Annotated in this window: 27 protein-coding genes; 20 read left to right on the top strand and 7 right to left on the bottom strand. The window is 65.9% G+C overall.

Features of this window, described 5'->3' with window-relative positions; genetic code table 11:
* Positions 1–20: 20 nt before the first annotated feature.
* The 7 genes from J3U95_RS00860 to J3U95_RS00830 all read right to left on the bottom strand — a co-directional run bounded on the left by J3U95_RS00860 (position 21) and on the right by J3U95_RS00830 (position 5,135).
* Positions 21–794, bottom strand: a complete 774-nt coding sequence (locus J3U95_RS00860) for an ABC transporter ATP-binding protein (protein WP_208276830.1) — start codon at positions 792–794, stop codon at positions 21–23.
* On the bottom strand, positions 791–1,873 hold the full coding sequence (locus tag J3U95_RS00855) for an acyl-CoA dehydrogenase family protein (protein WP_208276829.1): 1,083 nt from the start codon (positions 1,871–1,873) through the stop codon (positions 791–793). The genes J3U95_RS00860 and J3U95_RS00855 overlap by 4 nt, the downstream gene beginning before the upstream one ends.
* Entirely contained in the window at positions 1,873–2,427 is a 555-nt protein-coding gene (locus tag J3U95_RS00850; protein ID WP_208276828.1) for a carboxymuconolactone decarboxylase family protein, read from the bottom strand. Before J3U95_RS00850 ends, J3U95_RS00855 begins: the two co-directional genes overlap by 1 nt.
* A gap of 31 nt (positions 2,428–2,458) precedes the next feature.
* A complete protein-coding gene (locus J3U95_RS00845) occupies positions 2,459–3,490 on the bottom strand; it encodes an AraC family transcriptional regulator (protein WP_208276827.1) in 1,032 nt (343 codons plus the stop codon).
* Positions 3,491–3,560: 70 nt separating this feature from the next.
* Entirely contained in the window at positions 3,561–3,818 is a 258-nt protein-coding gene (locus J3U95_RS00840; RefSeq protein ID WP_208276826.1) for a hypothetical protein, read from the bottom strand.
* Positions 3,819–4,104: 286 nt separating this feature from the next.
* Positions 4,105–4,470 (bottom strand): response regulator transcription factor, encoded by a 366-nt coding sequence (locus J3U95_RS00835; RefSeq protein ID WP_208276825.1) that lies wholly within the window; start codon positions 4,468–4,470, stop codon positions 4,105–4,107.
* A gap of 38 nt (positions 4,471–4,508) precedes the next feature.
* Positions 4,509–5,135, bottom strand: coding sequence for a response regulator (locus tag J3U95_RS00830; RefSeq protein WP_208276824.1), 627 nt, complete (start codon positions 5,133–5,135; stop codon positions 4,509–4,511).
* A 180-nt stretch (positions 5,136–5,315) separates the two neighbouring features.
* On the opposite strand from J3U95_RS00830, the gene J3U95_RS00825 reads away from it, so the two are divergent.
* From J3U95_RS00825 to lpxC, 20 genes are all read left to right on the top strand, one after another.
* A complete protein-coding gene (locus J3U95_RS00825) occupies positions 5,316–5,912 on the top strand; it encodes a hypothetical protein (protein ID WP_208276823.1) in 597 nt (198 codons plus the stop codon).
* Between the two features lie 397 nt (positions 5,913–6,309).
* Positions 6,310–6,738 carry a division/cell wall cluster transcriptional repressor MraZ gene (mraZ, locus tag J3U95_RS00820; RefSeq protein ID WP_040776953.1) on the top strand — a complete coding sequence of 143 codons (429 nt, stop codon included), beginning with the start codon at positions 6,310–6,312 and terminating at the stop codon, positions 6,736–6,738.
* Positions 6,725–7,705, top strand: coding sequence for a 16S rRNA (cytosine(1402)-N(4))-methyltransferase RsmH (rsmH, locus tag J3U95_RS00815; RefSeq protein WP_208277060.1), 981 nt, complete (start codon positions 6,725–6,727; stop codon positions 7,703–7,705). Before mraZ ends, rsmH begins: the two co-directional genes overlap by 14 nt.
* Positions 7,702–7,974 carry a cell division protein FtsL gene (ftsL, locus tag J3U95_RS00810; protein WP_005668224.1) on the top strand — a complete coding sequence of 91 codons (273 nt, stop codon included), beginning with the start codon at positions 7,702–7,704 and terminating at the stop codon, positions 7,972–7,974. Before rsmH ends, ftsL begins: the two co-directional genes overlap by 4 nt.
* Complete coding sequence (locus tag J3U95_RS00805; RefSeq protein ID WP_208276822.1) at positions 7,971–9,749, top strand: peptidoglycan D,D-transpeptidase FtsI family protein; 1,779 nt, start codon at positions 7,971–7,973, stop codon at positions 9,747–9,749. Before ftsL ends, J3U95_RS00805 begins: the two co-directional genes overlap by 4 nt.
* Positions 9,749–11,272: a UDP-N-acetylmuramoyl-L-alanyl-D-glutamate--2,6-diaminopimelate ligase gene (locus J3U95_RS00800; protein ID WP_208276821.1), complete on the top strand. Its 1,524-nt coding sequence runs from the start codon at positions 9,749–9,751 to the stop codon at positions 11,270–11,272. The genes J3U95_RS00805 and J3U95_RS00800 overlap by 1 nt, the downstream gene beginning before the upstream one ends.
* Positions 11,272–12,642: a UDP-N-acetylmuramoyl-tripeptide--D-alanyl-D-alanine ligase gene (locus J3U95_RS00795; protein WP_208276820.1), complete on the top strand. Its 1,371-nt coding sequence runs from the start codon at positions 11,272–11,274 to the stop codon at positions 12,640–12,642. Before J3U95_RS00800 ends, J3U95_RS00795 begins: the two co-directional genes overlap by 1 nt.
* 1 nt (position 12,643) lies before the next feature.
* Positions 12,644–13,813: a phospho-N-acetylmuramoyl-pentapeptide-transferase gene (gene mraY / locus J3U95_RS00790; RefSeq protein ID WP_208276819.1), complete on the top strand. Its 1,170-nt coding sequence runs from the start codon at positions 12,644–12,646 to the stop codon at positions 13,811–13,813.
* A gap of 1 nt (position 13,814) precedes the next feature.
* Positions 13,815–15,311 carry a UDP-N-acetylmuramoyl-L-alanine--D-glutamate ligase gene (murD, locus tag J3U95_RS00785; RefSeq protein ID WP_208276818.1) on the top strand — a complete coding sequence of 499 codons (1,497 nt, stop codon included), beginning with the start codon at positions 13,815–13,817 and terminating at the stop codon, positions 15,309–15,311.
* Complete coding sequence (ftsW, locus tag J3U95_RS00780; RefSeq protein ID WP_208276817.1) at positions 15,311–16,528, top strand: putative lipid II flippase FtsW; 1,218 nt, start codon at positions 15,311–15,313, stop codon at positions 16,526–16,528. The genes murD and ftsW overlap by 1 nt, the downstream gene beginning before the upstream one ends.
* Positions 16,525–17,610 carry an undecaprenyldiphospho-muramoylpentapeptide beta-N-acetylglucosaminyltransferase gene (gene murG, locus J3U95_RS00775; protein WP_229519565.1) on the top strand — a complete coding sequence of 362 codons (1,086 nt, stop codon included), beginning with the start codon at positions 16,525–16,527 and terminating at the stop codon, positions 17,608–17,610. Before ftsW ends, murG begins: the two co-directional genes overlap by 4 nt.
* A 3-nt stretch (positions 17,611–17,613) precedes the next feature.
* Positions 17,614–19,002, top strand: a complete 1,389-nt coding sequence (gene murC, locus J3U95_RS00770; RefSeq protein ID WP_208276816.1) for a UDP-N-acetylmuramate--L-alanine ligase — start codon at positions 17,614–17,616, stop codon at positions 19,000–19,002.
* A 4-nt stretch (positions 19,003–19,006) separates the two neighbouring features.
* Positions 19,007–19,978, top strand: coding sequence for a D-alanine--D-alanine ligase (locus J3U95_RS00765; RefSeq protein WP_370662035.1), 972 nt, complete (start codon positions 19,007–19,009; stop codon positions 19,976–19,978).
* A 6-nt stretch (positions 19,979–19,984) separates the two neighbouring features.
* Positions 19,985–20,824: a cell division protein FtsQ/DivIB gene (locus J3U95_RS00760; RefSeq protein WP_208276814.1), complete on the top strand. Its 840-nt coding sequence runs from the start codon at positions 19,985–19,987 to the stop codon at positions 20,822–20,824.
* 14 nt (positions 20,825–20,838) lie between these two features.
* A complete protein-coding gene (gene ftsA, locus J3U95_RS00755) occupies positions 20,839–22,071 on the top strand; it encodes a cell division protein FtsA (protein ID WP_208276813.1) in 1,233 nt (410 codons plus the stop codon).
* Between the two features lie 159 nt (positions 22,072–22,230).
* On the top strand, positions 22,231–23,430 hold the full coding sequence (gene ftsZ, locus J3U95_RS00750) for a cell division protein FtsZ (protein WP_005668244.1): 1,200 nt from the start codon (positions 22,231–22,233) through the stop codon (positions 23,428–23,430).
* Between the two features lie 218 nt (positions 23,431–23,648).
* On the top strand, positions 23,649–24,152 hold the full coding sequence (locus tag J3U95_RS00745) for a peroxiredoxin (RefSeq protein WP_208276812.1): 504 nt from the start codon (positions 23,649–23,651) through the stop codon (positions 24,150–24,152).
* 53 nt (positions 24,153–24,205) lie between these two features.
* Positions 24,206–24,655, top strand: a complete 450-nt coding sequence (locus J3U95_RS00740; protein ID WP_208276811.1) for a GNAT family N-acetyltransferase — start codon at positions 24,206–24,208, stop codon at positions 24,653–24,655.
* Positions 24,652–25,533, top strand: a complete 882-nt coding sequence (locus tag J3U95_RS00735) for a DMT family transporter (RefSeq protein ID WP_229519564.1) — start codon at positions 24,652–24,654, stop codon at positions 25,531–25,533. The genes J3U95_RS00740 and J3U95_RS00735 overlap by 4 nt, the downstream gene beginning before the upstream one ends.
* A gap of 81 nt (positions 25,534–25,614) precedes the next feature.
* The gene (gene lpxC / locus J3U95_RS00730) at positions 25,615–26,550 is read left to right on the top strand and encodes a UDP-3-O-acyl-N-acetylglucosamine deacetylase (protein ID WP_208276810.1); all 936 of its coding nucleotides are present in this window, start codon (positions 25,615–25,617) and stop codon (positions 26,548–26,550) included.
* Positions 26,551–26,575 lie beyond the last annotated feature (25 nt).

The raw sequence follows: 26,575 nt of genomic DNA, 5'->3' as shown, positions 1-26,575 counted from the left end.
CGTGGTTCGAAAAGCGTCGCTCAGGCGCCGTCGCGCAGCGCCTTGATGATGTCCAGGCGCAGCCCGACCACGCCCTCGGCGTGCTCGTGGCGCGGCCGCGGCAGGTCGACCTTCCATTCGCGCACGATGCGGCCGGGCTGGCCCGCCATCAGCAGGATGCGGTCGGCGACCAGGATCGCTTCGTCGATGTCATGGGTCACCAGCAGCGCCGCCGTATGCCAGCGGTGCACCAGGTCGACCAGCAGGGTCTGCATCTCGGCGCGCGTGATCGCGTCCAGCGCCGAGAACGGCTCGTCGGCAAACAATAGCTCGGGCTGGCGCGCCAGGGCGCGCGCCAGCGCCACGCGCTGGGCCTGGCCACCGGACAGCTGGGCCGGATAGGCATGCGCGCGCGCCGCCAGGCCGACCGCCTCGATGGCCTCGACCACCCGCTGCTTGCGGGCGTCGCGGGCGATCGCCGGCTGGCGCGCGAAGTCCAGGCCGAAGCCGACATTGCCTTCGACGTTCAGCCAGGGCAGCAGGCTCGGTTGCTGGAATACCAGCGCCGCGCGCGGATGTGGTTCGAGCAGCGGCTCGCCCAAAAAGCTGACCTGGCCGGCCTGGGTCGGGCTCAGGCCGGCCAGGCCGCGCAGCAGGGTCGACTTGCCGCAGCCGCTGCCGCCCAGCAGGCAGACGATCTCGCGCTTGTCGATGGTCAGTGAGATGTCGTCGACCACGGTCTTGCCGCCGTAGCCGATGCGCAGGCTGGACGCCGACAGTGCGGTCGCGCCTTGTTCGATCGCCTGCATCGTCATGCCGCGGCGTGCTTCGCGAGTTCGACCTGCAGCTGGGTCAGGCTCGGGGTGACGATCGGGATGAAGGCCGATTCACGCCAGCGGCGCGCGAAGCTGCGGTCACGGTCGACCAGGTAGGCGCGGCCGCCGCTGGCCTGCAGCTCGAGCATGACGGCTTGCTGGACGCTTTCGGCCAGCGCGATGCGCAGGCGGAACATCGGCGCCGCGGCGGTCTTGAAGCGTCCGTCGGCCACGCCATCCTTCAGCTGCGTCACCAGGTCTTCGAGTGCCAGTTGCTGGGCCACGATGCGTTCGAGCAGCGGGCCGCGCATGGCGGTCGACAGCGCATGCGCCGCGCGCAGGCTGGCGCGCGCCAGGCCGATCGACAGGCCGCACTGCAGGCCCAGGAAGGACGGACGCACGCCCGGCAGCCAGGCGCGCGCGTTCGGATGCAGCACTTCGCCTTCGCCGATCTGCACGCCCTCGATCTTGACGGCGGCGGTATTGCTGCCGCGCAGGGCCATCAGTTCGAGGTCGGGGCTGCGCGTGACGCCGGCGCTGTCGCTGATGAAGGCGACCACCGCGGGCGGCAGGTCGCCGGCCGAATTGACGGCGGCGGCGGCGATGAAGCCTTCCTTGCGCAGGTTGGTGATCCAGGCCAGCGAACCGTCGAGCTGCCAGCCGGCATCAATCGGGGTGGCCGTGATCTGCAGCGACTCGATCCCGGACAGGAATTTCATCGCGTTCGACAGGCCGGTGGCGCCGGCGAATTCGCCGCGCACGAGCGGCCCGAGCCAGCGCGCGCGCATGGCCTCGTTCGGGCTTTGCAGCAGGTATTCGATGAAGGTGCGCTGGCCCCAGAACACGAAGGCGGCGGTGACCGAATATTCGGCCACGGCGGCGATGGCGTCGATCGCGTCGATCGTGGCGCCGCCGCTGCCGCCCAGTTCCTGCGGCACGCCGACGGCGAACAGGCCGGCGCCGGCCAGGCGCGGCACGACCTCGGACGCCAGCTCGGGCGTGCTGTCGAGCTGGTCGGCGTTAGCCTGCAGCCACTCGGCCAGGCCAGGCGGCAGCGTCGTTTGTTCGCCGTTCGACATCAGATGGCTCCGCTGGCGAAGGGCTGCAGCTGCGGGTTGATCGCGTTGCCGGCCAGGGTGTTGGCGAAGTTGCACAGGGTGGCCAGGCTGATGCCCAGTACGACTTCGAGCGCCTGCTGGTCGTTGTAGCCGGCGGCCTTGAAGGCGGCCAGGGCGTCGTCGCTGACGCCGCCGCGGGTGGCGATGACGGCTTCCGAGAACTGGCGCACCGCGTCGAGCTTGGCGTCGCCGGTGTCCTGGCCTTGCTGCATGGCGCGGACGGTCTCGACCGGCAGCTGGGCCTTCTTGAGGGCGATGGCGGTGTGGCCGGCGATGCAGAAGTCGCAGCCGTGGATGCGGGCCGCGGTGATCTGCACGACTTCGCGTTCCGGCAGGGTGAGGCTGGTCTCGGCATTGATGCCCGACACCGTCATATAGGTCTGCAGCGCCTGCGGCGAATTGGCCAGCACGCCGATCAGGTTCGGCAGGAAGCCGTTGTTGGCGACGGCCTTGTCCACGAAGGGACGGCTGCCTTCAGGGGCGGTTTCTTGGGTATGCAGGGTCAGGCGGGACATGGCGGCTCTCTCTATTAAAGCGTTGGGTCCGTCATTTTAGCGGCGAATGAAAAACACGTTTGGACACACCCGTCCTTGTTTTCTGCTCGATCGTCCGAATCGGCCCGCTCACAGGCGTCTTGACGTGGACGTGGCGGCCGCGCCGGAAGGTGCCCGGATGCTCGCCCATCACCTTGTAGAAGGCGCGCGAAAAGGCGGCATACGAGTTGTAGCCGACGTGGCCGGCGGTGCGCCCGACCGTCTCGCCGCCGTGCAGGCGCTGGGCCGCGATCTTCATGCGCAGCAGCAACAGGAACTGCGCCGGGGCCTGGCCGCTGGCCTCGCTGAAGTGCTTGTAGAAGCTCGAGCGCGACATATGGGCCGCGCGCGCCATGTTCTCGGTCGACCAGTCTTGACCGGGCTCCTGCATCATGCGGTCGAGCAGGGGCGAGAACTCGGGGCGGCTGGCCACGGCCAGCAGTCCGGTGGCGATGTCTTGCTGGCGGGCCACGTGGCGGATGACATAGAAGAACATCAGCTCGGCCAGGCGCGCCACCAGCGGCGACGGAGAATCGGGGTCGCGCGGCGGCTCCAGCAGGATCAGTTCGAACAGCGCGTTCAGGGCCTGCAGCGACGGGTCGTCGGCGCGCAGCACCAGGCTGTCCGGGAAGGAGTCGGCGATCAGCGTGCTGAGCGCGCTGCGAAAGTGGAAGAAGCCGCAGGCCAGGGCGGTGGCGTCGGGCGCGGCCTGGCCGAGCTGCTGCATCGGCAGGCCGGGACGGGCGCTGGCCGGGTCGGGATCGGGGCTGAGGAAGTGCGGCGTATCGCGCAGCATGAACACGCCGTCGCGCGCGCGCAAGTGGACGGGCGCGCGGCCCTCGGCGTGCAGGTAGCACTCGCCATGCAGCACCAGGTGGAAGCTGCCCAGGCCACGACCGGCGGTGGACGCCTGCCAGCGGCCGCAGTACTGGCCGAGGTGGAACACGGTCGCTTCCAGCTGCACGCTGTCGATCAGCCAGTGCACCAGGCGGTCGGCATTGTCCGCGCTTGCGTGGGTGTCGAGAGTAGGGGCGGAATGATTCACTCAGCCATTATCGACGGCGCCCGTCGAGGCGCCTACGAAGAAATGCTGATATGCAAATAAGAAAAACGTCTTAGAAGTAGACGGTGACGCGGCGTGCGTCCAGGTCGGTGCTGCGCTGGGAGGGTGCGGCGCTGGCACCGAGCAGGTAGGGCGTGGCCGGGCTGGCGCAGGCGACGTCCACCGAGCGGGCGACGCTGACCGAGCAGGTGGCGACAATCTCGAAGCGCGCTTCGAAGCTGGCCGAGACCACGCGCGCGTCCGCCACGGCCGGCAGGGCCAGGGTAGCGGCGGCCAGGCTGGCCGCGAGGAGACGGGATGCGCGCAACATGATGGTGGAAGCCGAGAATTGCCGGGTAAATAGTCGATGAACCCATCATAACGGCTTTACAGGCGGCTTGCGCGCGGCCGCGCCGACACCGGCGCGACTGGTCTTGGCAGTATGTTTTTGCTTTTGCGGGATTGTTCAAAAGATATGGGACGACGGAGGAGCCGAAGGGTGTCGAGGGACGCATTTGCGTTATCGTAGTGTCACGAAACTGTTCGGATTTACGGAATTGACGTCAAAACTAGAGAAGTGTCTCTAAAAGAAATATTCATTTCTTTTATGCAACGTTTCAGTCCAGCAGGCCGTGCACCGCATCGAGCAATTCCAGCGGACTGAACGGTTTGACCACGTACAGGTCGGCCCCGGCCGCCATGCCGGCCGCGATATCGCTTTGCTGGCCGCACGCCGACAACAGGATGACCTTGGTTGCAGCATGGCGCGGATCGCGCCGCAGTTCGGCGCACACGTCGAGGCCGCTCGCACCAGGGCCGAGCCAGATGTCGAGCACGACCAGGTCGGGGCGCTCGTCGGCGAGCCGTGCCAGTGCCTGTTCGGCATTGGAAGCTTCGACGATACGTCCCAGCGATTGCAGGGTGAGCGAGATCAGGAGCCGCAATTCGTCCTGGTCGTCGACCACGAGGATGGTGTTGGTCATGATGGTATCCGCGCCGCGTCGGACCCCAGCATAGCAGTTTACGCGCGCACCAGGCCGTTCTCGACGGCCTCGCGCAGTTCGCCGAACGGCACTGGCTTGGGGAAGACCGGAATGTCGGTGGGCAGGCCCATGGCCTTGATCGTCGCACGGTCCAGGCCGCTGACGACGATCATGTTCATGCCGGCCGTGCCGCTGTCTTCGCGCAGGGTGCGGATCATGCGGAAACCGTCCATGCCCGGCATGTTCAAGTCGCTCACCAGGAGGTCGGGGCGTTGTTCGCCGATGCGGATCAGGGCTTCGAAGCCGTTGTTCGCCTTGACCACCTCGAGGTCCAGGCCCCAGCCCGCCATCTCGAGTTCGTACAGGCGCAGCATCAGAGGATCGTCGTCGACCACCAGCACCCGCGGCTTGCCCGGCGCCGGCGCGCTGGCTGGCGCCGGAGGGGCGCCGATGGCGATGCGCCGGCCGTCGACCAGGCGGTTCACCGACTCCACCGTGATGCGGCGATGGCCGCCGGCAGTACGCCAGGCTTGCAGCGTACCGTTCTCCACCCACAGCTGCACCGTGCGGTGCGAGACGCCCAGGCTGGCCGCGGCCTCCTTGGTCGAGCAATAGTCCGCGGCATTGTAAGCCGCTGCCGGCTGCAGGTCTGTTGGGGTGTTCATATTTTCCGATATTACGTTTTTAGTTTCCCAAAGTCAAAATAGTTAACTGTGGATAGTGCGTAGTGCGCCACAGTTGTAAGCATCTGCATGTCCAGGCGCCGCGGTGGATGGGTTATCTTTCCAGCGCTTCTGCTAAGGTAGCACTGGCGCCGGCTGGCGGTGTCCGTGATGGAGAGAACGATGCGATTCGATGTGCCCGCGCCCGGCCTTGCCGTCTATCTGGCGTTGGCCGGCATCACCCTGCTGGCGGCCTGCCTGCCGCTGCTGTTGCTGCGCGGGAAGCCGCTGGCCAGCAGGCTGCGCACCGCGGCGTGCGCGGCGGCGCTGGTATTGCCTTTCACGGCGGGGCTGGGCTGGAGCGTGTCGCACAATACGCTCGAGCTGCGCGACGGCCAGCTCGTGGTGCGCGCGGGCTACTTCTATGAATATGCACGCGACATTGCCGAGTTCGACCTGGCGCGCGCCCGCCATGGCGACCGCGCGGCCCTGGCGCCGGACGGGCTGGGGCCGCGCAGGAACGGCATCAGCCTGCCGGGTTACATCGCCGGCCGCTTTGGCGGGCGCAGCGGCGATCGTATCGACGATGGCGCCGGGGAGGGCGTGGGCTTTGATAACCGGGAGTCGCTGTTTGTCGCCGTGACCGATGGCGAACACCTGGTCTATTTGCCCGCGCGCCATGGCCAGTCGCTATTGGTCAGCGTCCAGGAGGGAGAAGCGCTATTGCAGGCCCTGTATCGGGCCGCACCGGCTGGCGCCGCACAGATGGGCATGAACTGAAAAGCGCTGTGTCTACCGGGGGAGCTGGATGCCCGTACAGTAGTCCGGCAGGCACAATAGTTGTTTCTTTACGTCAATATTTTGCTTCCGATTGACGTTGCTCAAACGTAAACATCGTCTGTACAACTCAGGCCTTTCTTTCACTCCTACAGCTAAGTCCCTAATTTTACGGAACATTTTGTTGGGCCGGGTGCCGCGCACCTGCGCCTAAGTCCTTGGTTTCATTGAAAAAAGTCGATTTCGTCAATCGTGAATTCGCTTGACCGTCAACATTGCTTCCACTAAAGTGGGAAACGGTGTGAAAAAGTGTCGATTTGTGGGAGGGTTGTGGGTAATTCCTTCGGCTCCCGGCGTCCGGCAAACAACGACAAACAACTCTCCAAAGCTAGGTAAATACGTGTTCCAGGGCGCGTCCGCGATCAATCTCGATGCAAAAGGCCGAATGTCGATTCCGGCCAAGCACCGTGACGCCCTTACGCTTCAGTGCGAGGGCCGCATGACCTTGACCAAACACCCCCATGGCTGCCTCCTCTTCTTCCCGCGCCCGGTATGGGAAGAGCACCGTAAACAAATTGCTGCCTGGCCCATGTCGGCCCGTGCGTGGCAGCGCATTTTCCTCGGCAACGCCGTCGATGTCGAGCTCGACAGCGCCGGTCGCGTGCTGATCTCGCCCGAACTGCGCGCCGCGGTCGGGCTCGAGAAGGAAGTGATGATGCTCGGCATGGGCACCCACTTCGAAATCTGGAATGCCGCCAAGCTGGCCGAGGACGAGGCCGAGGCCGTCGCCGGTGGCATGCCCGATGTTCTTTCCAATTTCTCTTTCTGAGGCGCCGATGACGGATTCCTTGACGGTGCCTATGTACCAGCATCGAACGGTGCTGCTTGACGAAGCGGTCGATGCGCTCAACCTCGCGGGCGCACGCGCTGACGGTATCTATATAGATGGCACTTTCGGACGGGGCGGCCACAGCCGCCTGTTGTTGTCGCGCCTGGGCCCGCAAGGGCGCCTGATCGCGTTCGACAAAGATCCGCAAGCCATTGCCACTGCAGAACAAATCGACGATCCACGCTTCACGATCGTCCACGACAGCTTTGCAACGATGCACGACGCGCTGGCCGCGCGCGGCATCCCCCGGGTCGACGGCATCCTGCTCGACCTGGGTATCTCGTCGCCCCAGGTGGACGACGCCAGCCGCGGCTTCAGCTTCCGCAACGATGGCCCGCTCGACATGCGCATGGATACCACGCGCGGCATGTCGGCCGCCGAGTGGATTGCGACCGCGGAGCAACTTCAATTGGAAAAGGTGATACGCGATTATGGAGAAGAGCGGTATGCTTTTCAGATTGCAAAGGCGATTGTTGCTGGCCGCGCAGTCGAACCGATTTCAGGCACACGACAGCTTGCCGCAATCGTGGCAAGCGCGGTCAAGGGCCGCGAAAAAGGCAAGGATCCGGCAACCAGGACCTTTCAGGCTATCCGGATTTTCATCAATAAAGAGCTTGAGGACCTCGAAGCAGGACTGACGGCCGCCTACGGCATGCTGGCGCCGGGCGCGCGCATGTCCGTGATTTCCTTCCATTCGCTGGAAGACCGCATGGTCAAGCAGTTCCTCGCCTCCAAGGCCAAGGTCGAACAACCCGACCGCCGCCTGCCGATCCGCGCCGTCGACCTGCCGCAGCCCGAGATGCGGCTGATCGACAAGATCAAGCCGTCCGAGACTGAAGTGAGCGAGAACCCGCGCGCCCGCTCGGCGGTGCTGCGCGTGGCCGAACGCCTGGGGACGGCTGCATGAGCGTCAAGCTGAACGTCTTGCTCACCGCCTTGCTGGTGGGCTGCGCGCTATCGGTCGTCAATGCCCGCTACCAGGCGCGCCACCTGCTCATCGAGCTCGAGCGCCTGCAGCAGCACGCGCGCCAGCTCGACATCGACTGGGACCAGCTCCAGCTCGACCAGTCGCGCCTGGCCAAGAACGAGCGCATCGAGCAGATCGCCCGTTCGCAGCTCGAGATGGCGCCATTGAGCCCGGCCCGGACCCAGTACCTGACGGAGGGCGCCCCATGATGCGTGGCGGCGCCAAGAACAGCAATGCGCGGGTGGCCGCGTCGAAGGGCGTGGCTTTCTCGAAGAGCCCGGTCCTGGCGGTGCGCCTGCCCGACTGGCGTTCGCGCCTGGTGCTGTTCGTCCTGTTCGCGGCCTTCGCCGCGCTGGCCGTGCGCGCGGTCTGGCTGCAGGGCGTGTCGAACCAGTTCCTGCAAAAGCAGGGCAAGAGCCGCTACGAGCGCACGCTCGAGCTGCCGGCCACGCGCGGCCGCATCCTCGACCGCAACGGCGCCGTGCTCGCCACCTCGCTGCCGGTGCGCGCGATCTGGGGCATCCCCGAAGACGTGCTGCAGGCGCCGCCGGAAAAGCTGCGCGCGCTGGCGAACCTGCTCGAGATGCCGGAATCCGAGCTGCGCAAGAAGCTCGACTCCGACCGCAGCTTCGTGTACCTGAAGCGACAGGTCGAGATGCCGATCGTCGACCAGATCCTGGCGCTCAAGATCGACGGCATCGACACGCGCAAGGAATACAAGCGCTTCTATCCGCAGGGCGAAGTGATGACCCACCTGGTGGGCTTCACCAACGTCGAGGACAAGGGTCAGGAAGGGATGGAGCTGCAGCACCAGAAGACCCTGATGGGCGTGGCGGGCAGCCGCCGCGTGATCAAGGACCGCCTCGGCCACATCGCCGAAGACCTGGGCATGTTCCGCGAGCCGCACCAGGGCCGCGACCTGACCCTGTCGGTCGACAGCAAGCTGCAGTACATCGCCTTCACCAGCATCAAGAACGCGGTCGAGAAGTTCAATGCCAAGGCCGGCGCCGCCGTGGTGCTCGACGTGCAGACGGGCGAGGTGCTGGCCCTGGCCAACTACCCGACCTATAACCCGAACGACCGCTCCAAGCTGACCGGCGAGCAGCTGCGCAACCGCGTCATTACCGACACCTTCGAGCCGGGTTCGACGATCAAGCCGCTCACCGTGGCGCTCGGCCTGGAAACCGGCCGCGTGACGCCCGACACCGTGTTCGACAACAATCCGGGCTATATGATGGTGACCGGCCGCCGCATCCGCGACTTCCATAACTATGGCGTGCAGACCGTCAGCGGCATCATCCAGAAATCGTCGAACCTCGGCGTGGTCAAGATCGCCCAGATGATCCCGCAGCAGGAGATGTGGGAGCTGTACACCAAGGTCGGCTACGGCCAGGCGCCGCGCTTCGGCTTCCCCGGCGCCGCGGCCGGCCGCGTGCGTCCCTATAAAACCTGGAAGCCGGTGGAATACGCCAACATGGCCTTCGGCCACGGCCTGTCGGTGTCGCTGCTGCAGATGGCGCGCTCCTACATGATCTTCGCCCGCAACGGCGACATCATCCCGCTGTCGTTCGTGAAGGTGGACGAGCAGCCGGTGGGCCAGCAGGTGATCTCGGCCAAGACCGCGGCCCAGGTGCGCACCATGCTCGAATCGGTGGTCGGCCCGGGCGGCACCGCCTCGCGCGCCCAGGTCGCCGGCTACCGCATCGGCGGCAAGACCGGCACCGCCGAGAAGATCGTCAACGGCCGCTATTCGCGCACCAACAATATCGGTTACTTCGCCGGCATCGGGCCGATGTCCAAGCCGCGCTTCATCATCGCGGTGATGGTCGACGATCCGAGCGGTCCCCTGCGCACCGGCGGCTTCGTCGCCGCGCCGACCGCGGCCGACCTGTTTTCCAATGCGCTGCGGGCCGCCAACGTGCCGCCCGATTCATCGATCACGGACATCATCATTCCGGAAGTTCCTCTAGAGGAGAGCATGTGATGGCCCCGAGCCTGCACGACACCATCGAATGGATTCGCGCCGCCGCCCCAGGCGGCCGTCTCGTTTCCGACTCGCGCCGCGTCAAGCCCGGCGACGTGTTCTTCGCCTATCCGGGCGAGGCCGCTGACGGTCGTCGCTACATCGAAGCCGCCATCGAAGCCGGCGCCGCCGCCGTGGTGCACGAAGCCGACGGTTTCAGCTGGGACGCCGCATTCACCGTGCCGCACCTGGCCGTGGGCGACCTGAAAAAGAATGCCGGCCCGATCGCGCACGCGGTGCTGGACTATCCGGACCGCGCCATGTTCACCGTGGCCGTCACCGGCACCAACGGCAAGACCTCGTGCGCGCTGTGGACCGCGCAAACCCTGGCGCGCCTGGGCGAAGCCGCCGCCGTGGTGGGCACGCTGGGCGTGGGCCTGATCAAGGGCAAGGCCGAGCCGCAATTCGACGTCACAGGCTATACGACGCCGGACGCGGTGCTGCTGGCCCAGAAGCTGGCCGAACTGAAGAAAGCGGGCGCCAGCGCGCTCGCCATCGAAGCCTCGTCGATCGGCCTGGTGCAGGAGCGCACGGCGGGCATGCACGTCGATGTCGCGATCTTCACGAACCTGACGCGCGACCACCTCGACTTCCACGGCGACATGGAAAGCTACGAGGCGGCCAAGATCAAGCTGTTCGAGTGGGATGGTCTGAAGCAGGCCGTGGTCAACCTCGACGATCCGGCCGGGCAGCGCCTGGTGGCGCACTTGCGCACGAAGTTCCCTGACCTGGCCGTCACCGGCTACACGATCGCCGCCGCCGAGGCGCCCGATGGCGTGGCCGTGCTGCGCGCCGGCGGCATGCGCAGCAAGAACGCCGGCACCGAGTTCCAGGTCGAGACGCCGCAAGGCAATGCGACCGTGCGCACCCAACTGGTGGGCAACTACAACGTCAGCAATACGCTGGCGGTGCTGGGCGCGCTGCTGGCGAAAGGCGTGACCTTGAAGGCGGCGGTCGATGCGATCGAGACCCTGGTCCCGGCGCCGGGCCGCATTCAGCAGATGGGCGGGCAGGATGCGCCGATGGTCGTGATCGATTATGCGCACACGCCGGACGCGCTGGAAAAAACCCTCGACGCCCTGCGCCAGGTCGCAACCGATCGTGGCGGCCAGCTGTGGTGCGTGTTCGGCTGCGGCGGCGACCGTGATCCGGGCAAGCGCCCGCAGATGGGCCGCATCGCGCAAGGCGCCGACCAGGTGCTGGTCACCAGCGACAACCCGCGCAGCGAGGAGCCGGCGAGCATCATCGCCCAGATCGTGGCCGGCATGGACACGTCGCAGGCTGCGCGCGTGCAGACGGTAGAAGACCGCGCGGCCGCCATCCTGCTGGCGGTGAAGCAGGCCGCCAAGCAGGACGTGATCCTGCTGGCAGGGAAGGGCCACGAGCCCTATCAGGAAATCAAGGGTCGCAAGATGCCGTTCTCGGATGCGGACCACGCCTCGCTGGCATTGACGGCGCGGCTCACCATGTTGAGGACGCATTGATGCGTGGATCGTTGCAACAACTCGTCGATGCGATTCCGGGCGCGCGCCTGGTCGGCGCCGACGCGCCCTTTGAGGGCGTGTCGACCGACAGCCGCAAGGTGGAAGCGGGCGCGCTGTTCGTCGCCCTGGTCGGCGAGACCTTCGACGCCCACGACTTCCTCGACCAGGTCGTTGCGCGCGATGTTGCCGCGGTCGTCGTGTCGCGCCTGCCGGAAGGCTGGACCCTGCCGGCGATCGTGGTGCCGGATACGTTGGTGGCGCTGGGCCGTATCGCTCACGCCTGGCGTGAGCAGTTCCAGATTCCCGTCATCGGCGTCACCGGCAGCAATGGCAAGACGACGGTCAAGGAAATGATCGCGGCGATCCTGGCTGCCGCCGTCGGCGAAGACGCGCGGCTGGCGACCCAGGGCAATTTGAACAACGAGATCGGCGTGCCGCTGACCCTGTTCCGTCTCGACGCTTCTCATCGCGCCGCGGTGGTGGAGCTGGGCATGAACCATCCGGGCGAGATCGGCCGCCTGAGCGCGATCGCGACGCCCACTGTGGGCCTGGTGAACAACGCCCAGCGCGAGCACCAGGAATTCATGCACACCGTGGAAGCGGTGGCACGCGAGAACGGTTCGGTGCTGCAATCGCTGTCGAACGATGGCGTGGCCGTGTTCCCGGGCGACGACGTCTATACGGACCTGTGGCGGGCCCTAGCCTCGTGCGAGGTCATCACCTTCGGCCTGTCGGATGCCTGCGACGTGCGCGCCAGCTATACCAGCAATGGTTTCGGCAGCGACCTGCAGGTGACGGCGCGCGGTGCGGAATTCAGCATCAAGCTGGCAGCCGCCGGCGAACACAATGTACGCAACGCGCTGGCGGCGATCGCCTGCGCGCTCGGCGCCGGCATCGGGCAGGCCGCTATCGTGCGCGGCCTGGAAGCGTTCGCCCCGGTCGGCGGCCGCCTGCAACGCAAGACCGCTGCAAACGGCGCGACCGTCATCGACGACACCTATAACGCGAACCCCGATTCGATGCGGGCCGCGATCGACGTGCTGGCGGCCTACCCGGCGCCGCGCATCCTGGTCGTGGGCGATATGGGCGAAGTCGGCGCGCAAGGAAAAGAGTTTCACGAAGAAATCGGTGCTTACGCAGCTACGCGTGGCATCGAGACCGTGCTCGCGACGGGCGAGCTGGCGCGCCATCTGGTCGCGTCGGGAGCGCGGCATTACGAGCAGTTCGACGAATTATTGGCAGCACTGGATGAAAAACTGGGCGGCAATACCAATTCGACTGTGCTGGTGAAGGGCTCGCGCTTCATGAAGATGGAGCGCGTAGTCCAGCACCTGACCGGATCAACCACCATTGGCAAGGGCGCCCACTAATATGCTTCTCTGGCTCGCACAATACTTCCAGGACTATATCGGTCCTCTGCGCGTGTTCAACTACATCACGTTCCGCGCGGTGTTCGCCACCATCACCGCCATCACGATCGGCCTGGTCGCCGGCCCGCTCGTGATCCGCAAGCTGACCGAACTGAAGGTCGGCCAGGCGGTGCGCACCTATGGTCCGCAAAGCCACCTGACCAAGCACGGCACCCCGACCATGGGCGGCGTGCTGGTGCTGATCGCGATCGGCATCTCGACCCTGCTGTGGTGCGACCTGTCGAACCGCCTGATCTGGCCGGTGCTGGTGGTGACCTTCGGCTTTGGCGCCGTCGGCTGGGTCGACGACTACCGCAAGGTCGTCTATAAAGACCCGGAAGGCATGCGCTCGGGCGAGAAATACTTCTGGATGTCGCTGGTCGGCATCACGTCGGCGCTGTACCTGGCGTTCGCGCTGTCGGCCGCTTCGCCATGGGAAGCGATGGGGCTGTTCTATGCATGGGTGCAGTCGGGCTTCTCGATGGACCTGCCGCCCAAGGCCGACCTGATCGTCCCGTTCTTCAAGAGCATCAGCTACCCGCTGGGCGTGTGGGGCTTCATCGCATTGACGTATTGCGTGATCGTCGGATCGTCCAACGCCGTCAACTTCACCGACGGCCTCGATGGCCTGGCCATCATGCCGACCGTGATGGTGGGCGGCGCCCTGGGCCTGTTCGCCTACCTGACCGGCAGCGTGACCTTCTCAAAATACCTGCTGATCCCGTACATCCCGGGCGCGGGCGAACTGCTGATCTTCTGCGGCGCGATGGCCGGCGCGGGCCTGGCCTTCCTGTGGTTTAACGCGCACCCGGCCCAGATGTTCATGGGCGACGTCGGCGCGCTGGCGCTGGGCGGCGCGCTCGGCACCATCGCCGTCATCGTGCGCCAGGAAATCGTGCTGTTCATCATGGGCGGCATTTTCGTGGCCGAGACCCTGTCGGTGATCATCCAGGTCAGCTATTTCAAATATACGAAGAAGCGCTACGGCACCGGACGCCGCGTCTTCCTGATGGCGCCGCTGCACCACCATTTCGAACAAAAGGGCTGGAAGGAGACCAAGGTCGTGGTCCGCTTCTGGATCGTGACCATGGTGCTGATCCTGGTCGGTCTGTCGACGTTGAAACTGCGCTGAGATGAACTACGACGGCAAACACGCATTGGTACTGGGCCTGGGCGAATCCGGGCTGGCGATGGCGCAATGGCTGGCGCGGGCCGGCGCACGCGTGCGCGTGGCCGATACGCGCGCCGAGCCGGCACGCCTGCCGGCGCTGCGCGCCGCCGTGCCTGACGCCGAATTCGTCGCGGGAGGTTTCAGTGCCGCGCTGCTCGACGGAGTCGACTTCGTTGCCGTCAGCCCGGGCCTGGCGCCGAATCGCGAGCTGGCCGACATCATCCCGGCCGCTGCCGAGCGCCGCGTGCCGGTGTGGGGCGAGATCGAATTGTTTGCGCAGGCGCTCGCGCACCTGCGTGAAACGAGCGGCTACACGCCAAAAGTCATCGCGATCACCGGCACCAACGGCAAGACCACGGTGACCAGCCTGACCGGCCTGCTGTGCCGCCGCGCTGGCCTGACCACGCGCGTGGCCGGCAATATCAGCCCCGCCGCGCTGGACGTGCTGCGCGAAACGATCGATGCGAACGACTTGCCGCAGGCCTGGGTGCTGGAACTGTCCAGCTTCCAGCTGCACACCACGTTCAGCCTGCAGGCCGACGCCGCGACGGTGCTGAACCTGAGCCAGGACCACCTGGACTGGCACGGCAGCATGGACGCCTATGCGGCGGACAAGGCGCGTATTTTCGGCACTGCTACCATCCGCGTCCTGAACCGCGACGACGCGCGCGTGATGCGCATGACGGCGGTCGATACTCCGTCATACACCTTCGGCACCGGCGAGCCGGTGGAGGCCAACAGCTTCGGCCTGCTGGAAGAACGTGGCGTGCTGTGGCTGGCCAATGCCGTGCCGGGCGAAGAAATCGAGAAGAAACGCAAGAAAGGCGAGGTGCCCGAGCCAGTCGACGCCATCGTCAATCGCCTGATGCCGGCCGATGCGCTGAAGATTCGCGGTCTGCACAATGCGGCAAATGCGCTGGCCGCGCTGGCCCTGTGCCGCGCCTGCGGCCTGCCGCTGGCGCCGCTGCTGCACGGCCTGCGCGAATATGCGGGCGAGCCGCACCGCGTGGAACTGGTCGCCACCATCGACGGCGTCGACTACTACGACGACAGCAAGGGCACCAATGTCGGCGCCACCGTGGCCGCCTTGACCGGCCTGGGCAAGGCCTTCACCGGGGCCGACCAGCAGATCCTCTTGATCGCCGGCGGCGACGGCAAGGGCCAGGACTTTTCGCCGCTGGCGCATCCGGTCGCGGATCACGTGCGCGCCGTGCTGCTGATCGGCCGCGATGCACCAAGCGTGCGGGCCGCCATCGAGCCGACCGGCGTGCCGGCCTTTGACCTGGATGACTTGCCGCAGGCGGTGCGCCGCGCTGCGGGTCTCGCGCGCGCCGGCGATGCCGTGCTGCTGTCGCCGGCCTGCGCCAGCCTCGACATGTTCACCAATTACGCGCACCGCGCGCAGGTGTTCGTCGACACGGTGCGCGAGATCGCGCTGGACAAGGGACAGGAGATCTGATGGCCTTCCAGATTCCGTTCAAGTTCTCCGGCACGGCCAGCGACGCCACCGTCGACGGCCGCAGCAAGCCGTCGAAGATGATGGACTACGACCAGCCGCTGGTCTGGGTCACCCTGCTCCTGATGCTGCTCGGGATGGTGATGGTGTATTCGGCGTCGATCGCGCTGCCCGATTCGCCCAAGTTCCGCTACCTGGAAGACCGCAACGAATACTTCCTGTATCGCCAGGCGATGTACATCATCGTCTCGATGGTCGCGGCCGCGGTGGTGTTCCGGATTCCGATCGCGGTGTGGCAGAAATACGCCCCGATGCTGTTCATCGGCACGCTGGTCATGCTGGTGCTGGTCCTGATCCCGGGCCTGGGCGTGTCGGTCAACGGCGCGCGGCGCTGGCTGTCGCTGAAAGTGATGAACCTGCAGCCGTCCGAGATCATGAAGATCGCAGTGGTGCTGTACGCGGCCGACTTCACGGTGCGCAAGCAGGAATACATGCACAAGCTGACGAAAGGCTTCTTGCCGATGATGGTCGCGATCGGCCTGGTCGGCGCCTTGCTGCTGCTCGAGCCCGACCTGGGCGCCTTCGGCGTGATCGTCTGCATCGCCATGGGCATCCTGTTCCTGGGCGGGATCAATATCGTCTGGTTCGGCGGCATCGGCGCGCTGCTGGTGCTGATCTTCAGCACGATCATCGCGCTGTCGCCGTTCCGCCGCGCGCGCATGTTCGCCTACCTCGACCCGTGGGAAGAGGGCAACGCGCTGGACAAGGCTTATCAGTTGACGCACTCCCTGATCGCCTTCGGACGCGGCGAATTCTTCGGCGTGGGCCTGGGCGCCTCGGTCGAGAAGCTGCACTACCTGCCGGAAGCGCATACCGACTTCATCATGGCCGTGATCGGTGAAGAGCTGGGCCTGGTCGGCGTGCTGGTGGTGGTGGCCATGTTCTACTGGCTGGTCAAGCGCGCCTTCGACATCGGCCGCCAGGCGATCGCCCTGGACCAGACCTTCTCCGGCCTGGCCGCGAAGGGCATCGGCATCTGGATCGGCGTGCAGACCTTCATCAATATGGGCGTGAACCTGGGCCTGTTGCCGACCAAGGGCCTGACCTTGCCGCTGATGAGCTTTGGCGGCTCGGGCGTCATGTTCAACTGCATCGGCCTGGCGATCCTGCTGCGGATCGACTACGAGAACCGGGTGCGGATGCGCGGAGGACGCACATGACGAAGAAGTTGATGATCATGGCGGCCGGCACCGGCGGCCACATCTTCCCCGGCATCGCGATCGCGCAGACCATGCGCGCGCGCGGCTGGGAAGTGAGCTGGCTGGGCACGGCCCACGGCATGGAAACGGAGCTGGTGCCGAAGGCCGGCATCCCGATGGACACCATCGACTTCGCCGGCCTGCGCGGCAAGGGCCTGGGCCACACCGTCAAGGGCGCCTTCAAGATGGCGGCCAGTTTCATCACCTGCCGCCGTTATCTCGGCAACCGTCGTCCCGACGTGGTGCTGGGCATGGGTGGGTACGTCACGGTCCCGGGAGGATTGACCGCGCGTTCGCGCGGCATCCCGCTGGCGCTGGTGAACGCCGACGCCGCGCTGCTGTTGTCGAACAAGACGCTGGCGCCGGTCGCGCAGCGCGTGCTGTTCGGCTTCCCGGCGGACTTCGGCAAGGCGGCCGGCAAGGCGGTGGTCACCGGCAACCCGGTGCGCCAGCAGATCCTCGACCTGCCCGTGCCGGGCGAACGCTTCGCCGGCCGCAGCGGTCCGCTGCGCGTGCTGGTCGTGGGCGGCAGCCTGGGCGCGAAAGTCCTGAACGACAGCGTGCCGGCGGCCCTGGCCCTGATCGACCCGGCCCTGCGCCCGATCGTGACCCACCAGTCGGGCAAGAAGAATATCGATGCGCTGCGCGCGTCTTATTTGCAGGCCGGTGTCAACGCAAACGTGGTCGACTTCATTGATGACATGGCCGCCGCCTACGCGAACGCCGACCTGGTGATCTGCCGCGCCGGCGCGATCACGGTGTCGGAATTGACGGCGGCCGGCGTGGCCAGCGTGCTGGTGCCGTTCGTCGCCAGCACCACCAGCCACCAGCGCGACAACGCGGTGTGGATGGACAAGCAGGGCGCGGCTTGCTACCAGCCGCAGGGCGAACTGAATCCGCAGCGGCTGGCGAGCCTGCTGCAAGACACGACGCGCGAGCGTTGCCTGGCGATGGCGCAGGCGGCGCATGGCGTGGGCAAGCGCGACGCCAATGAGGCGATCGCGCGCGAACTGGAAAAATTGGCGGAAGCGGGCAGGGCATAGAGCATGAAACACAAGATCAAGAACATACACTTCGTGGGCATCGGCGGCAGCGGCATGAGCGGCATCGCCGAGGTGCTGCACAATCTCGGCTACCAGGTGTCCGGCTCGGACCTGGGCAGCAATGCCGCCACCCAGCGCCTGGCCGGCCTGGGCGTCACCGTCCACCTCGGCCACCAGGCCGAGAACGTCATCGGCGCCGACGTGGTCGTCACCTCGACCGCCGTCAACGAAGCCAACCCGGAAGTGGTCGCCGCCCGCGCCAACAAGACACCGATCGTTCCGCGCGCGATCATGCTGGGCGAGTTGATGCGCCTGAAGCGCGGCATCGCGATCGCCGGCACCCATGGCAAGACCACCACCACCAGCCTGGTGGCGTCGGTGCTGGCCGCCGGCGGCCTGGACCCGACCTTCGTCATCGGCGGACGCCTGACGGCGGCCGGCGCCAACGCGGCCCTGGGAAGCGGCGAATACATCGTAGCCGAAGCCGACGAGTCGGATGCCTCGTTCCTGAACCTGTCTCCGATGATCGAAGTCATCACGAACATCGACGCCGACCACATGGATACCTACGAACACGACTTCGAGAAACTGAAGGCCGCGTTCGTGAACTTCACACACCGCATGCCGTTTTACGGCCGTGCGATGCTGTGCGTCGACGACCAGCACGTGCGCTCGATCCTGCCGCAGGTGACCAAGCCGGTCACCACCTACGGCTTCTGCGAGGAAGCCGAAGTGCGCGCGCTGGACGCCTATGCCGAAGGCACGCAGATGCATTTCACGGTGCGCCAGGAAGGCTATCCGGACACGAAATTCGTGCTGAACCAGCCCGGCATGCACAATGTACTGAACGCCTGCTCGGCGATCGCGATCGCGCGCGAGATCGGCATCGAGGACGCCGCCACCGCCCAGGGCCTGCTGGAATTCCGCGGCGTCGGCCGCCGCTTCACCCGTTATGGCGAAGTGCCGCTGGCGGCCGGCGGCAGCTTCACCCTGGTCGACGACTTCGGCCACCACCCGGTCGAGACCGAGGTCACACTCAGCGCTGCGCGCGCCGCCTATCCGGGCCGGCGCCTGGTGCTGGCCTTCCAGCCGCACCGCTACAGCCGCACGCGCGACCTGTTCGAAGACTTCGTCAAAGTGCTGGCGACGCCCGACGTGCTGTTGCTGGCCGAGGTCTATCCGGCCGGCGAGGCGCCGATCGTGGCCGCCGACGGCCGCGCGCTGGCGCGCGCGCTGCGCACCTCGGGCAAGCTTGAGCCGATTTTCGTGGAGGCGATCGCCGATATGCCGGCCGCCATCCTTAATGTGGCGCGCGACGGCGACGTCGTGCTGACCATGGGCGCCGGCTCGATCAGCGGCGTGCCCAACCAACTGACCAATGCAAAAGGCTAACATCGTGACCACCACTCCTATCCTTGATGCAGCCGCTTTCGGCAAGGTCGGCGTGCTGTTCGGCGGACGTTCCGCCGAGCGCGAGATCTCGCTCATTTCCGGCAACGGCGTGCTGCAGGCCCTGAAAAGCCGCGGCATCGACGCTCATGCCTTCGACCCGGGCACGCAAAGCCTGGCCGATCTGGCCGCGCAACGATTCGACCGCGTGTTCATCGCGCTGCACGGCCGCTACGGCGAAGACGGCAGCCTGCAGGGCGCCCTCGAACTGCTCGGCATTCCCTACACCGGCAGCGGCGTGATGGCGTCCAGCGTCGGCATGGACAAGATCACCACCAAGAAGATCTGGCTCCAGGAGGGCGTGCCGACCCCGCGCTACGTGACCATCGATGCGGACACCGACCTGGATGCGGTGGTGGCCGGCCTGGGCCTGCCGCTGATCGTCAAGCCGCCGCTCGAAGGCTCGAGCATCGGCATCACCAAGGTCACGCAAGCCGACCAGTTGAAGGAAGCGGTCGCGCTGGTGACCAGCATGGACGAGTCGGTGCTGGCCGAGGAATTCGTCACCGGCCGCGAGTTTACGGTCGCCGTGCTGGGGCATGGCGCAGCGGCTCGTGCGCTGCCGATCGTCGAGATCGTGGCCCCGGAAGGCAAGTACGACTACCAGAACAAGTACTTCACCGACGACACCGTGTATCACTGCCCGGCGCCGCTGCCGGAAGAGCTGACCCACGAGATCCAGCGCCATGCGGTGAACGCCTACCGCGCCCTGGGCTGCGAAGGCTGGGGCCGGGTCGACGTGCTGGTGCGCGAGAGCGATATGCGTCCCTTCCTGCTGGAGGTGAACACCTCGCCGGGCATGACGACCCACTCGCTGGTGCCGATGGCGGCGCGCGCGGTCGGCATCGGCTATGAAGACCTGTGCGTCGAGATCCTGCGTTCGGCGCGGCTCAAGATGGGCCAGAAGGCAAAAGGATAACGCGCGATGTGGCATGACGTCCGGGCCCTCAACGCGACCGCCAGCTTCCTGACGGCGGTGACGGTGCTCGCCGCCCTGATCTCGGGCGTGTGGTGGCTGTCGCAGCGCCCGATGTTCTCGCTCGGCTCGGTGACGGTTGAGAGCATGTACGGGATCGAGCTGAAGCACGTGAACGAACTCACCGTGCGCAACGGCGTGCTCGGCAAGATTCGCGGCAACTTCTTCACCGCCGACCTGGAACAGGTGCGCGCGACCTTCGAGACCGTGCCCTGGGTGCGCCGCGCCACCGTGCGCCGCGAGTGGCCCAATGCGCTGGTGGTCGAGGTCGAGGAGCACGAGGCGCTGGGCACCTGGGGCGAGGATGGCCGCCTGCTGTCGGTGAAGGGCGACGTGTTCACCGCCAACGTGGCCGAGACCGAGGATGAGCAGGCGCTGCCGGCCTTCGACGGTCCGGTCGGCAGCGAGAAGGAAGTGCTGGCCCGCTTCAACGAACTGCGCACGGCATTCGCGCAGGTGGAACTGGTGCCGCAGGAGCTGTCGCTGTCCAACCGGTATGCCTGGACCGTGAAGCTGGACAACGGCATGAGCGTCGCACTGGGACGCGAGCAGGACCGCAACACGCTGAGAAAACGCGTGCAGCGCCTGGTCGGCGTCTATCCGCAGCTGGTCGCCCGGCTGCAGGAGGGCCGTATCGACACCATCGATATGCGCTATCCGAACGGACTGGCCCTGTCGTCGGCGGCACTGACGGTGCCTGTCGATGCCACCAAGCCGGTCAAGGCGGCCAAGAAGCCCAAAGAAACACACAAACAAGCAACACCCAATAAAACAACCAAGCAAATCTGAGCAGGCGAACAGCAATGACAAAAGACGCGAAAAACCTGATCGTCGGCCTCGACATCGGCACCTCCAAGGTGGTGGCCGTGGTCGCCGAGGTGATGTCCGACGGACGCCACGAGGTGATCGGGCTGGGTCAGCACGAGTCGAAAGGATTGAAGAAGGGCGTGGTCGTCAACATCGAGGCCACGGTCGAATCGATCCAGCGCGCGCTCGAAGAGGCCGAGCTGATGGCGGACTGCAAGATCCGCAACGTCTACGCTGGCATCGCCGGCAGCCATATCCGCTCGTTCAACTCGAGCGGGATGGTGGCGATCAAGGAAAAGGAAGTGACGGCCACCGACGTGGCGCGCGTGATCGAGACCGCCAAGGCGGTCAACATCCCGACCGACCAGCAACTGCTGCACACGGTGCCGCAGGAATTTATCGTCGACAACCAGGAAGACGTGCGCGAGCCGATCGGCATGAGCGGCATTCGACTGGAAGTACGGGTGCACATCGTCACCGGTGCGGTGTCCGCGGTACAAAATATTGTAAAGTGCGTGCGCCGTTGCGGACTCGAGGTGTCGGACCTGATCCTGCAGCCGATGGCGTCCGCCGACGCGGTGCTGACCGTCGACGAAAAAGAACTGGGCGTGGTCCTGATCGACATCGGCGGCGGCACCACCGACATCGCGGTGTTCTCGGACGGCGCGATTCGCCATACGGCGGTCATCCCGATCGCCGGCGACCAGATCACCAGTGACATCGCAATGGCCTTGCGCACGCCGACCGGCGAGGCGGAGGACATCAAGATCCGCTACGGCGTGGCCAAGCAGGTATTGGCCGATCCGGGCGAGACACTCGAAGTGCCAGGTCTCGGCGACCGCGGCCCACGCGCATTGTCGCGCCAGGCCCTCGCAGCCGTGATCGAGCCTCGGGTGGAAGAACTGTTCGCCATGGTCCACCAGGCCGTGCGCGAATCCGGCTACGAAGGCGTGCTGTCCTCGGGCATCGTGCTGACGGGCGGCAGCTCGATCATGCCGGGCATGATCGAGATGGCGGAAGACATCTTCCTCAAGCCCGCGCGCCTCGGCACGCCGGACTACCGCGGCCAGCTGGCCGACGTGGTACGCAGCCCACGCTATGCGACGGTGCTTGGCCTGCTGCTCGAAGCGAAGAAGCAGTACCTGCGCGGTCACATTGTCACGCGCCAGGACGGTTCGGTGAAGGCAGTCTGGCAACGAATGAAGGAGTGGATCGCTGGGAACTTCTGATTCAGGCACAAATAAAGCACTTGGTAACAATTTAGGTAACGAAAATTCATCACGGATTACAAGTTTTTACATACAATCGCAGTTACCGGTTTGAGGCAGCGAACCAGCAACGCCAAGGCCTCTTCCCTGGAACCGCATTCTGAGAATAGGGAGTTCATCATGGAGTTCGATATGGTCGATAACGCAGCACTGGGAACCGTGATCAAGGTCGTTGGCGTCGGTGGCGCCGGCGGCAACGCGGTTCAGCACATGATCAATAAAGGTGTGTCCGGTGTCGAGTTCATCGCCGCCAACACGGACGCGCAGGCGCTGGCTGTTTCCAGCGCCAACAACATCATCCAGATCGGCGATTCCGGCCTGGGCGCGGGGATGCGTCCGGAAGTCGGCCGCCAGCTGGCCGAGCAGTCGCGCTCGCGCATCGAGGATGCCCTGCGCGGCGCGCACATGGTCTTCATCGCCGCCGGCATGGGCGGCGGCACCGGCACCGGCGCCGCGCCGATCGTGGCCGAAGTGGCCAAGACCATGGGCGCCCTGACCGTGGCCGTGGTCTCCAAGCCGTTTTCCTACGAAGGCCAGAAGTGCATGGACGTGGCCGAGGAAGGCCTCGAAGAACTGACCAAGCACGTCGACTCCCTGATCGTCATCCTCAATGAAAAACTGGAAGACATCTACGAAGACGAATCGATGCTCGACTGGATGAAGCACGCCGACGACGTGCTCAACAACGCGGTGGCCGGCATTGCCGAGATCATCAACGTGCCGGGCCACATCAACGTCGACTTCAACGACGTCAAGACCATCATGGGCGAGCAGGGCAAGGCCATGATGGGCACCGCGACCGCCGCCGGCGTCGACCGCGCGCGCATCGCCGCCGAACAGGCCGTCGCTTCGCCGCTGCTGGACGGTATCGACCTGTCGGGCGCCAAGGGCGTGCTGGTCAACGTGACCGCCAGCCGTGGCCTGAAGGGTAAAGAGATCAAGGAAGTCATGGCCGCCGTGCGCGCCTTCGCGGCGCCGGACGCTTCGATCGCCCAGGGCATCGCCTACGACGACGCGATGGGCGACGAGATCCGCGTGACCGTGGTCGCGACGGGCCTGGGCAAGAACAAGAAGTCGATCCAGCTGGTGCAACCGCAGCAGCAGCTGCGCACCGGCACCTATGACGCGCCGGTGATGCAGGGCGCGGCGGCGGTGGCAGGCGGCCTGACCGCTGGCAAGGCCAGCGCCGACGCGCTGGGCGGCATGAAGCAGCCGGCCGTGTGGCGCCGCGAGCAGGCATCGGAGCAGGTGCAGGCGATGCAGCGCAATGGCGTCGAGACCTATGACATTCCGGCGTTCCTGCGCAAGCAGGCCGATTAAACCCGGCGCCGTCGTTGCAATGAAGAGGCCAGCGCGAGCTGGCCTTTTTGTTTGCGCAGCACGAAAATCACCCACGATCCGCACCGCCATCACGTCGTACCCGCCTTCGCGGGTACGACGTGCAAAAGCCGCGGGTCGCAAGTTGTCGTCATCGCCAGCGCACCCACTCCAGATCGGCGATAATGACAAGATTCACAAAACATCAACAGGAGAACAGCATGACCATCCAGATCGGCGACCGTCTGCCGGAAGGCACCCTCGCGGAATTCATCGAGACCGAAACCGCGGGCTGCAGCCTGGGTCCGAACACCTTCCAGGTGGCGGACCTCGTCAAAGGCAAGAAGATCGTGATCTTCGGCCTGCCGGGCGCGTTCACCCCGGGCTGCTCGGTGCAGCACGTGCCGGGCTTCGTCAAGCACGCCGACGAAATCCGCGCCAAGGGCGTCGACGAAATCTGGTGCATCTCGGTCAACGACGCCTTCGTGATGGGCGCCTGGGGCCGCGACCAGAAGGCCACCGGCATCGTGCGCATGATGGCCGACGGCAACGCCACCTTCACCAAGGCCCTCGGCCTGGACAACGACTTCTCGGCCCACGGCATGGGCACGCGCTCGAAGCGCTACTCGATGCTGGTCGAGGATGGCGTGGTCAAGACCCTGGACATCGACGCCAAGGGCATCGACGCCTCGAGCGCCGAATCGATGCTGCAGAAACTGGGCTGATTCCCGGTCGTATCCGCACTTGACGAACGGCGCTGCGGCGCCGTTTCTTCCTTATGATCATCAATACCGAAACCCCCGACCAGCCCGAAGTCCGGGCCATGCTCGAGAAGCTCGACGCCTATTGCGCGGCGCTGTACCCGGCCGAGAGCAACCATCTGCTGGGCATCGACGCGCTGCTGGCCGGCGACGTGCTGTTCCTGGTCGCGCGCGACATCGACGGCGCGGCGGTCGGCTGCGCGGCCCTGGCCAACCGCGGCGCCTATGGCGAAGTCAAACGCATGTACGTGGACGAGGCGCGCCGTGGCTTGGGCACGGGAAGGAAGCTGCTGGAACACCTGGCGATGTTCGCGCGCATGTCGGGCCTGGGCGAATTGAAGCTCGAAACCGGCATCCACCAGCCGGAGGCGATCGCGCTGTACGAAGGTTTCGGTTTCAGCCGCTGCGCGCCGTTCGGCGATTACCGGCCCGACCCCCTCAGCCTGTTCATGGAAAAGCGTTTATGACCGCGAGAAGGGGTAACCTGTACAGCATCTACGCGATGCTGCTCGCCGTCTTCATGTTCGCCCTGATGGACACGGCCATGAAGCTGCTGGCGGCGCGCTATCCGGCGATGCAGGTGGCGGCGCTGCGCGCGATGTGCTCACTGCCGCTGGTCGCCGCCTACGTGGCCTGGCGCGGCGCCTTCAAGGGCGTGTTCCAGGTGCGCTGGTCGATGCACGTGCTGCGCGGGCTGCTGGGCATCCTGATGCTGGCCTTCTTCGCCTTCGGCCTCAAGAAACTGTCGCTGGCCGAGGCCTATTCGATCTTCTTCATCGCGCCGGCCCTGATCACCGCGTTGTCGGTGCTGCTGTTGAAAGAACGCGTCAACCTGGCGCGCTGGCTCGCCATCGGCGTGGGATTGTGCGGCGTGCTGGTGGTGCTGCGTCCCAGCGGGGCGGGCTTTCTGACCATCGGCGGCCTGTCGGTGCTGGCGTCGGCCGCCTGCTACGCGGTGTCGGCGATCACGGTGCGGGTGCTGGCGCGCAGCGACCGCAGCGAACACACGGTGTTCTGGCTGATCGTCATGATCGCCGCCGGCGCCGGCCTGCTGGCGGCGCCGGGCTGGGTCCCGATTCCCGCCAGCGAGATCCCGCTGCTGTGCGGCCTGGCGGTGTCGGGTTTCATCGGCCAGTTGGCGATCACCGAGGCGTTTTCGCGCGGCGAGGCCTCGAGCGTGGCGCCGTTCGAGTATTCGGCCCTGGCCTGGGGCGTGGGCCTGGACTGGCTGCTGTGGCGCGCGCTGCCAGACGGCTGGACCATGGTGGGCGCGGCCATCATCATCGGCAGCGGCCTGTATCTGATCCGCCACGAAAAAGACCACGCCGAAGCCGAGCATCCTTGATGTGTCGTTCGCGCGCCACCACCGCCGGGCCAATCGGGGGAGGCGGCAGCAAGGGTGTAAACGCTGGGCTATAATCGGCCCATGCTGAAACAACGAACCATCAAGGAACTGGTCCGCACCACGGGTGTCGGCCTGCACTCCGGCCGCAAGGTCGAACTGACCCTGCGCCCGGCCGCGCCCGACACCGGCATCGTGTTCCGCCGCGTCGACATGGAGCCGATCGTGGCCATCCCCAGCTCCGCCCACGTGGTGGGCGACACCCGCATGGCCTCGGTGCTGATCAAGGACGACGCCCGCGTCTCGACCGTCGAGCACGTGATGTCGGCCTGCGCTGGCCTTGGCATCGACAACCTGTTCATCGACGTCACGGCCGAGGAAATCCCGATCATGGACGGTTCGGCATCGTCCTTCGTGTTCCTGCTGCAGCAGGCCGGCGTCGAAGAGCAGGCGCCGCTGCGCAAGTTCATCCGCGTGCTCAAGGACGTCGAGGTGCGCCAGGGTAGCGGCGCCAACGAGAAATGGGCGCGCCTGTCGCCCCATAATGGCTACAAGCTCGACTTCTTCATCGAATTCAACCATCCGGCGGTGGACGGCACCATGCAGCGCGCCACCGTCGACTTCGGCGACATCACCTATGTGCGCGACGTGGCGCGCGCCCGCACCTTCGGCTTCATGCAGGACGTCGAGAGCCTGCGCGGCATGGGCCTGGCGCGCGGCGGCTCGTTCGAGAACGCGATCGTGATGGACGAATACCGCATCCTGAACACCGACGGCCTGCGCTACGAGGACGAGTTCGTGCGCCACAAGATCCTGGACGCGATCGGCGACCTGTACCTGGTCGGCCATCCGCTGCTGGCCAGCTATACCGCGCACAAATCGGGCCACGCGCTCAACAACGACCTGCTGCGCGCGCTGCTGGCACAGCCGGATTCCTACGAGATCGTCACTTTCGACGACCTGGGCACGGCGCCGCCGTCGTATGTAAGGCAGATGACGCGGGAGTGGGCGCAGAGCTGAGCCTGCCACCCTGCACGGATGATGA

The sequence above is a fragment of the Massilia oculi genome, from assembly GCF_017582745.1.
GTDB lineage: Bacteria > Pseudomonadota > Gammaproteobacteria > Burkholderiales > Burkholderiaceae_D > Telluria > Telluria oculi_A.
This window is presented reverse-complemented; position numbering and strand designations above follow the sequence as displayed.

What these genes read in the sequence shown, in the direction of transcription:
- J3U95_RS00860 (WP_208276830.1), bottom strand. Translation starts at nt 794, where the DNA reads ATGACGATGCAGGCGATCGAACAAGGCGCGACCGCACTGTCGGCGTCC.
- J3U95_RS00855 (WP_208276829.1), bottom strand. Translation starts at nt 1,873, where the DNA reads ATGTCGAACGGCGAACAAACGACGCTGCCGCCTGGCCTGGCCGAGTGG.
- J3U95_RS00850 (WP_208276828.1), bottom strand. Translation starts at nt 2,427, where the DNA reads ATGTCCCGCCTGACCCTGCATACCCAAGAAACCGCCCCTGAAGGCAGC.
- J3U95_RS00840 (WP_208276826.1), bottom strand. Translation starts at nt 3,818, where the DNA reads ATGTTGCGCGCATCCCGTCTCCTCGCGGCCAGCCTGGCCGCCGCTACC.
- J3U95_RS00835 (WP_208276825.1), bottom strand. Translation starts at nt 4,470, where the DNA reads ATGACCAACACCATCCTCGTGGTCGACGACCAGGACGAATTGCGGCTC.
- J3U95_RS00830 (WP_208276824.1), bottom strand. Translation starts at nt 5,135, where the DNA reads ATGAACACCCCAACAGACCTGCAGCCGGCAGCGGCTTACAATGCCGCG.
- J3U95_RS00825 (WP_208276823.1), top strand. Translation starts at nt 5,316, where the DNA reads ATGCGATTCGATGTGCCCGCGCCCGGCCTTGCCGTCTATCTGGCGTTG.
- ftsL (WP_005668224.1), top strand. Translation starts at nt 7,702, where the DNA reads ATGAGCGTCAAGCTGAACGTCTTGCTCACCGCCTTGCTGGTGGGCTGC.
- J3U95_RS00805 (WP_208276822.1), top strand. Translation starts at nt 7,971, where the DNA reads ATGATGCGTGGCGGCGCCAAGAACAGCAATGCGCGGGTGGCCGCGTCG.
- J3U95_RS00800 (WP_208276821.1), top strand. Translation starts at nt 9,749, where the DNA reads ATGGCCCCGAGCCTGCACGACACCATCGAATGGATTCGCGCCGCCGCC.
- J3U95_RS00795 (WP_208276820.1), top strand. Translation starts at nt 11,272, where the DNA reads ATGCGTGGATCGTTGCAACAACTCGTCGATGCGATTCCGGGCGCGCGC.
- mraY (WP_208276819.1), top strand. Translation starts at nt 12,644, where the DNA reads ATGCTTCTCTGGCTCGCACAATACTTCCAGGACTATATCGGTCCTCTG.
- murD (WP_208276818.1), top strand. Translation starts at nt 13,815, where the DNA reads ATGAACTACGACGGCAAACACGCATTGGTACTGGGCCTGGGCGAATCC.
- ftsW (WP_208276817.1), top strand. Translation starts at nt 15,311, where the DNA reads ATGGCCTTCCAGATTCCGTTCAAGTTCTCCGGCACGGCCAGCGACGCC.
- murG (WP_229519565.1), top strand. Translation starts at nt 16,525, where the DNA reads ATGACGAAGAAGTTGATGATCATGGCGGCCGGCACCGGCGGCCACATC.
- murC (WP_208276816.1), top strand. Translation starts at nt 17,614, where the DNA reads ATGAAACACAAGATCAAGAACATACACTTCGTGGGCATCGGCGGCAGC.
- J3U95_RS00760 (WP_208276814.1), top strand. Translation starts at nt 19,985, where the DNA reads ATGTGGCATGACGTCCGGGCCCTCAACGCGACCGCCAGCTTCCTGACG.
- ftsA (WP_208276813.1), top strand. Translation starts at nt 20,839, where the DNA reads ATGACAAAAGACGCGAAAAACCTGATCGTCGGCCTCGACATCGGCACC.
- ftsZ (WP_005668244.1), top strand. Translation starts at nt 22,231, where the DNA reads ATGGAGTTCGATATGGTCGATAACGCAGCACTGGGAACCGTGATCAAG.
- J3U95_RS00745 (WP_208276812.1), top strand. Translation starts at nt 23,649, where the DNA reads ATGACCATCCAGATCGGCGACCGTCTGCCGGAAGGCACCCTCGCGGAA.
- J3U95_RS00740 (WP_208276811.1), top strand. Translation starts at nt 24,206, where the DNA reads ATGATCATCAATACCGAAACCCCCGACCAGCCCGAAGTCCGGGCCATG.
- J3U95_RS00735 (WP_229519564.1), top strand. Translation starts at nt 24,652, where the DNA reads ATGACCGCGAGAAGGGGTAACCTGTACAGCATCTACGCGATGCTGCTC.
- lpxC (WP_208276810.1), top strand. Translation starts at nt 25,615, where the DNA reads ATGCTGAAACAACGAACCATCAAGGAACTGGTCCGCACCACGGGTGTC.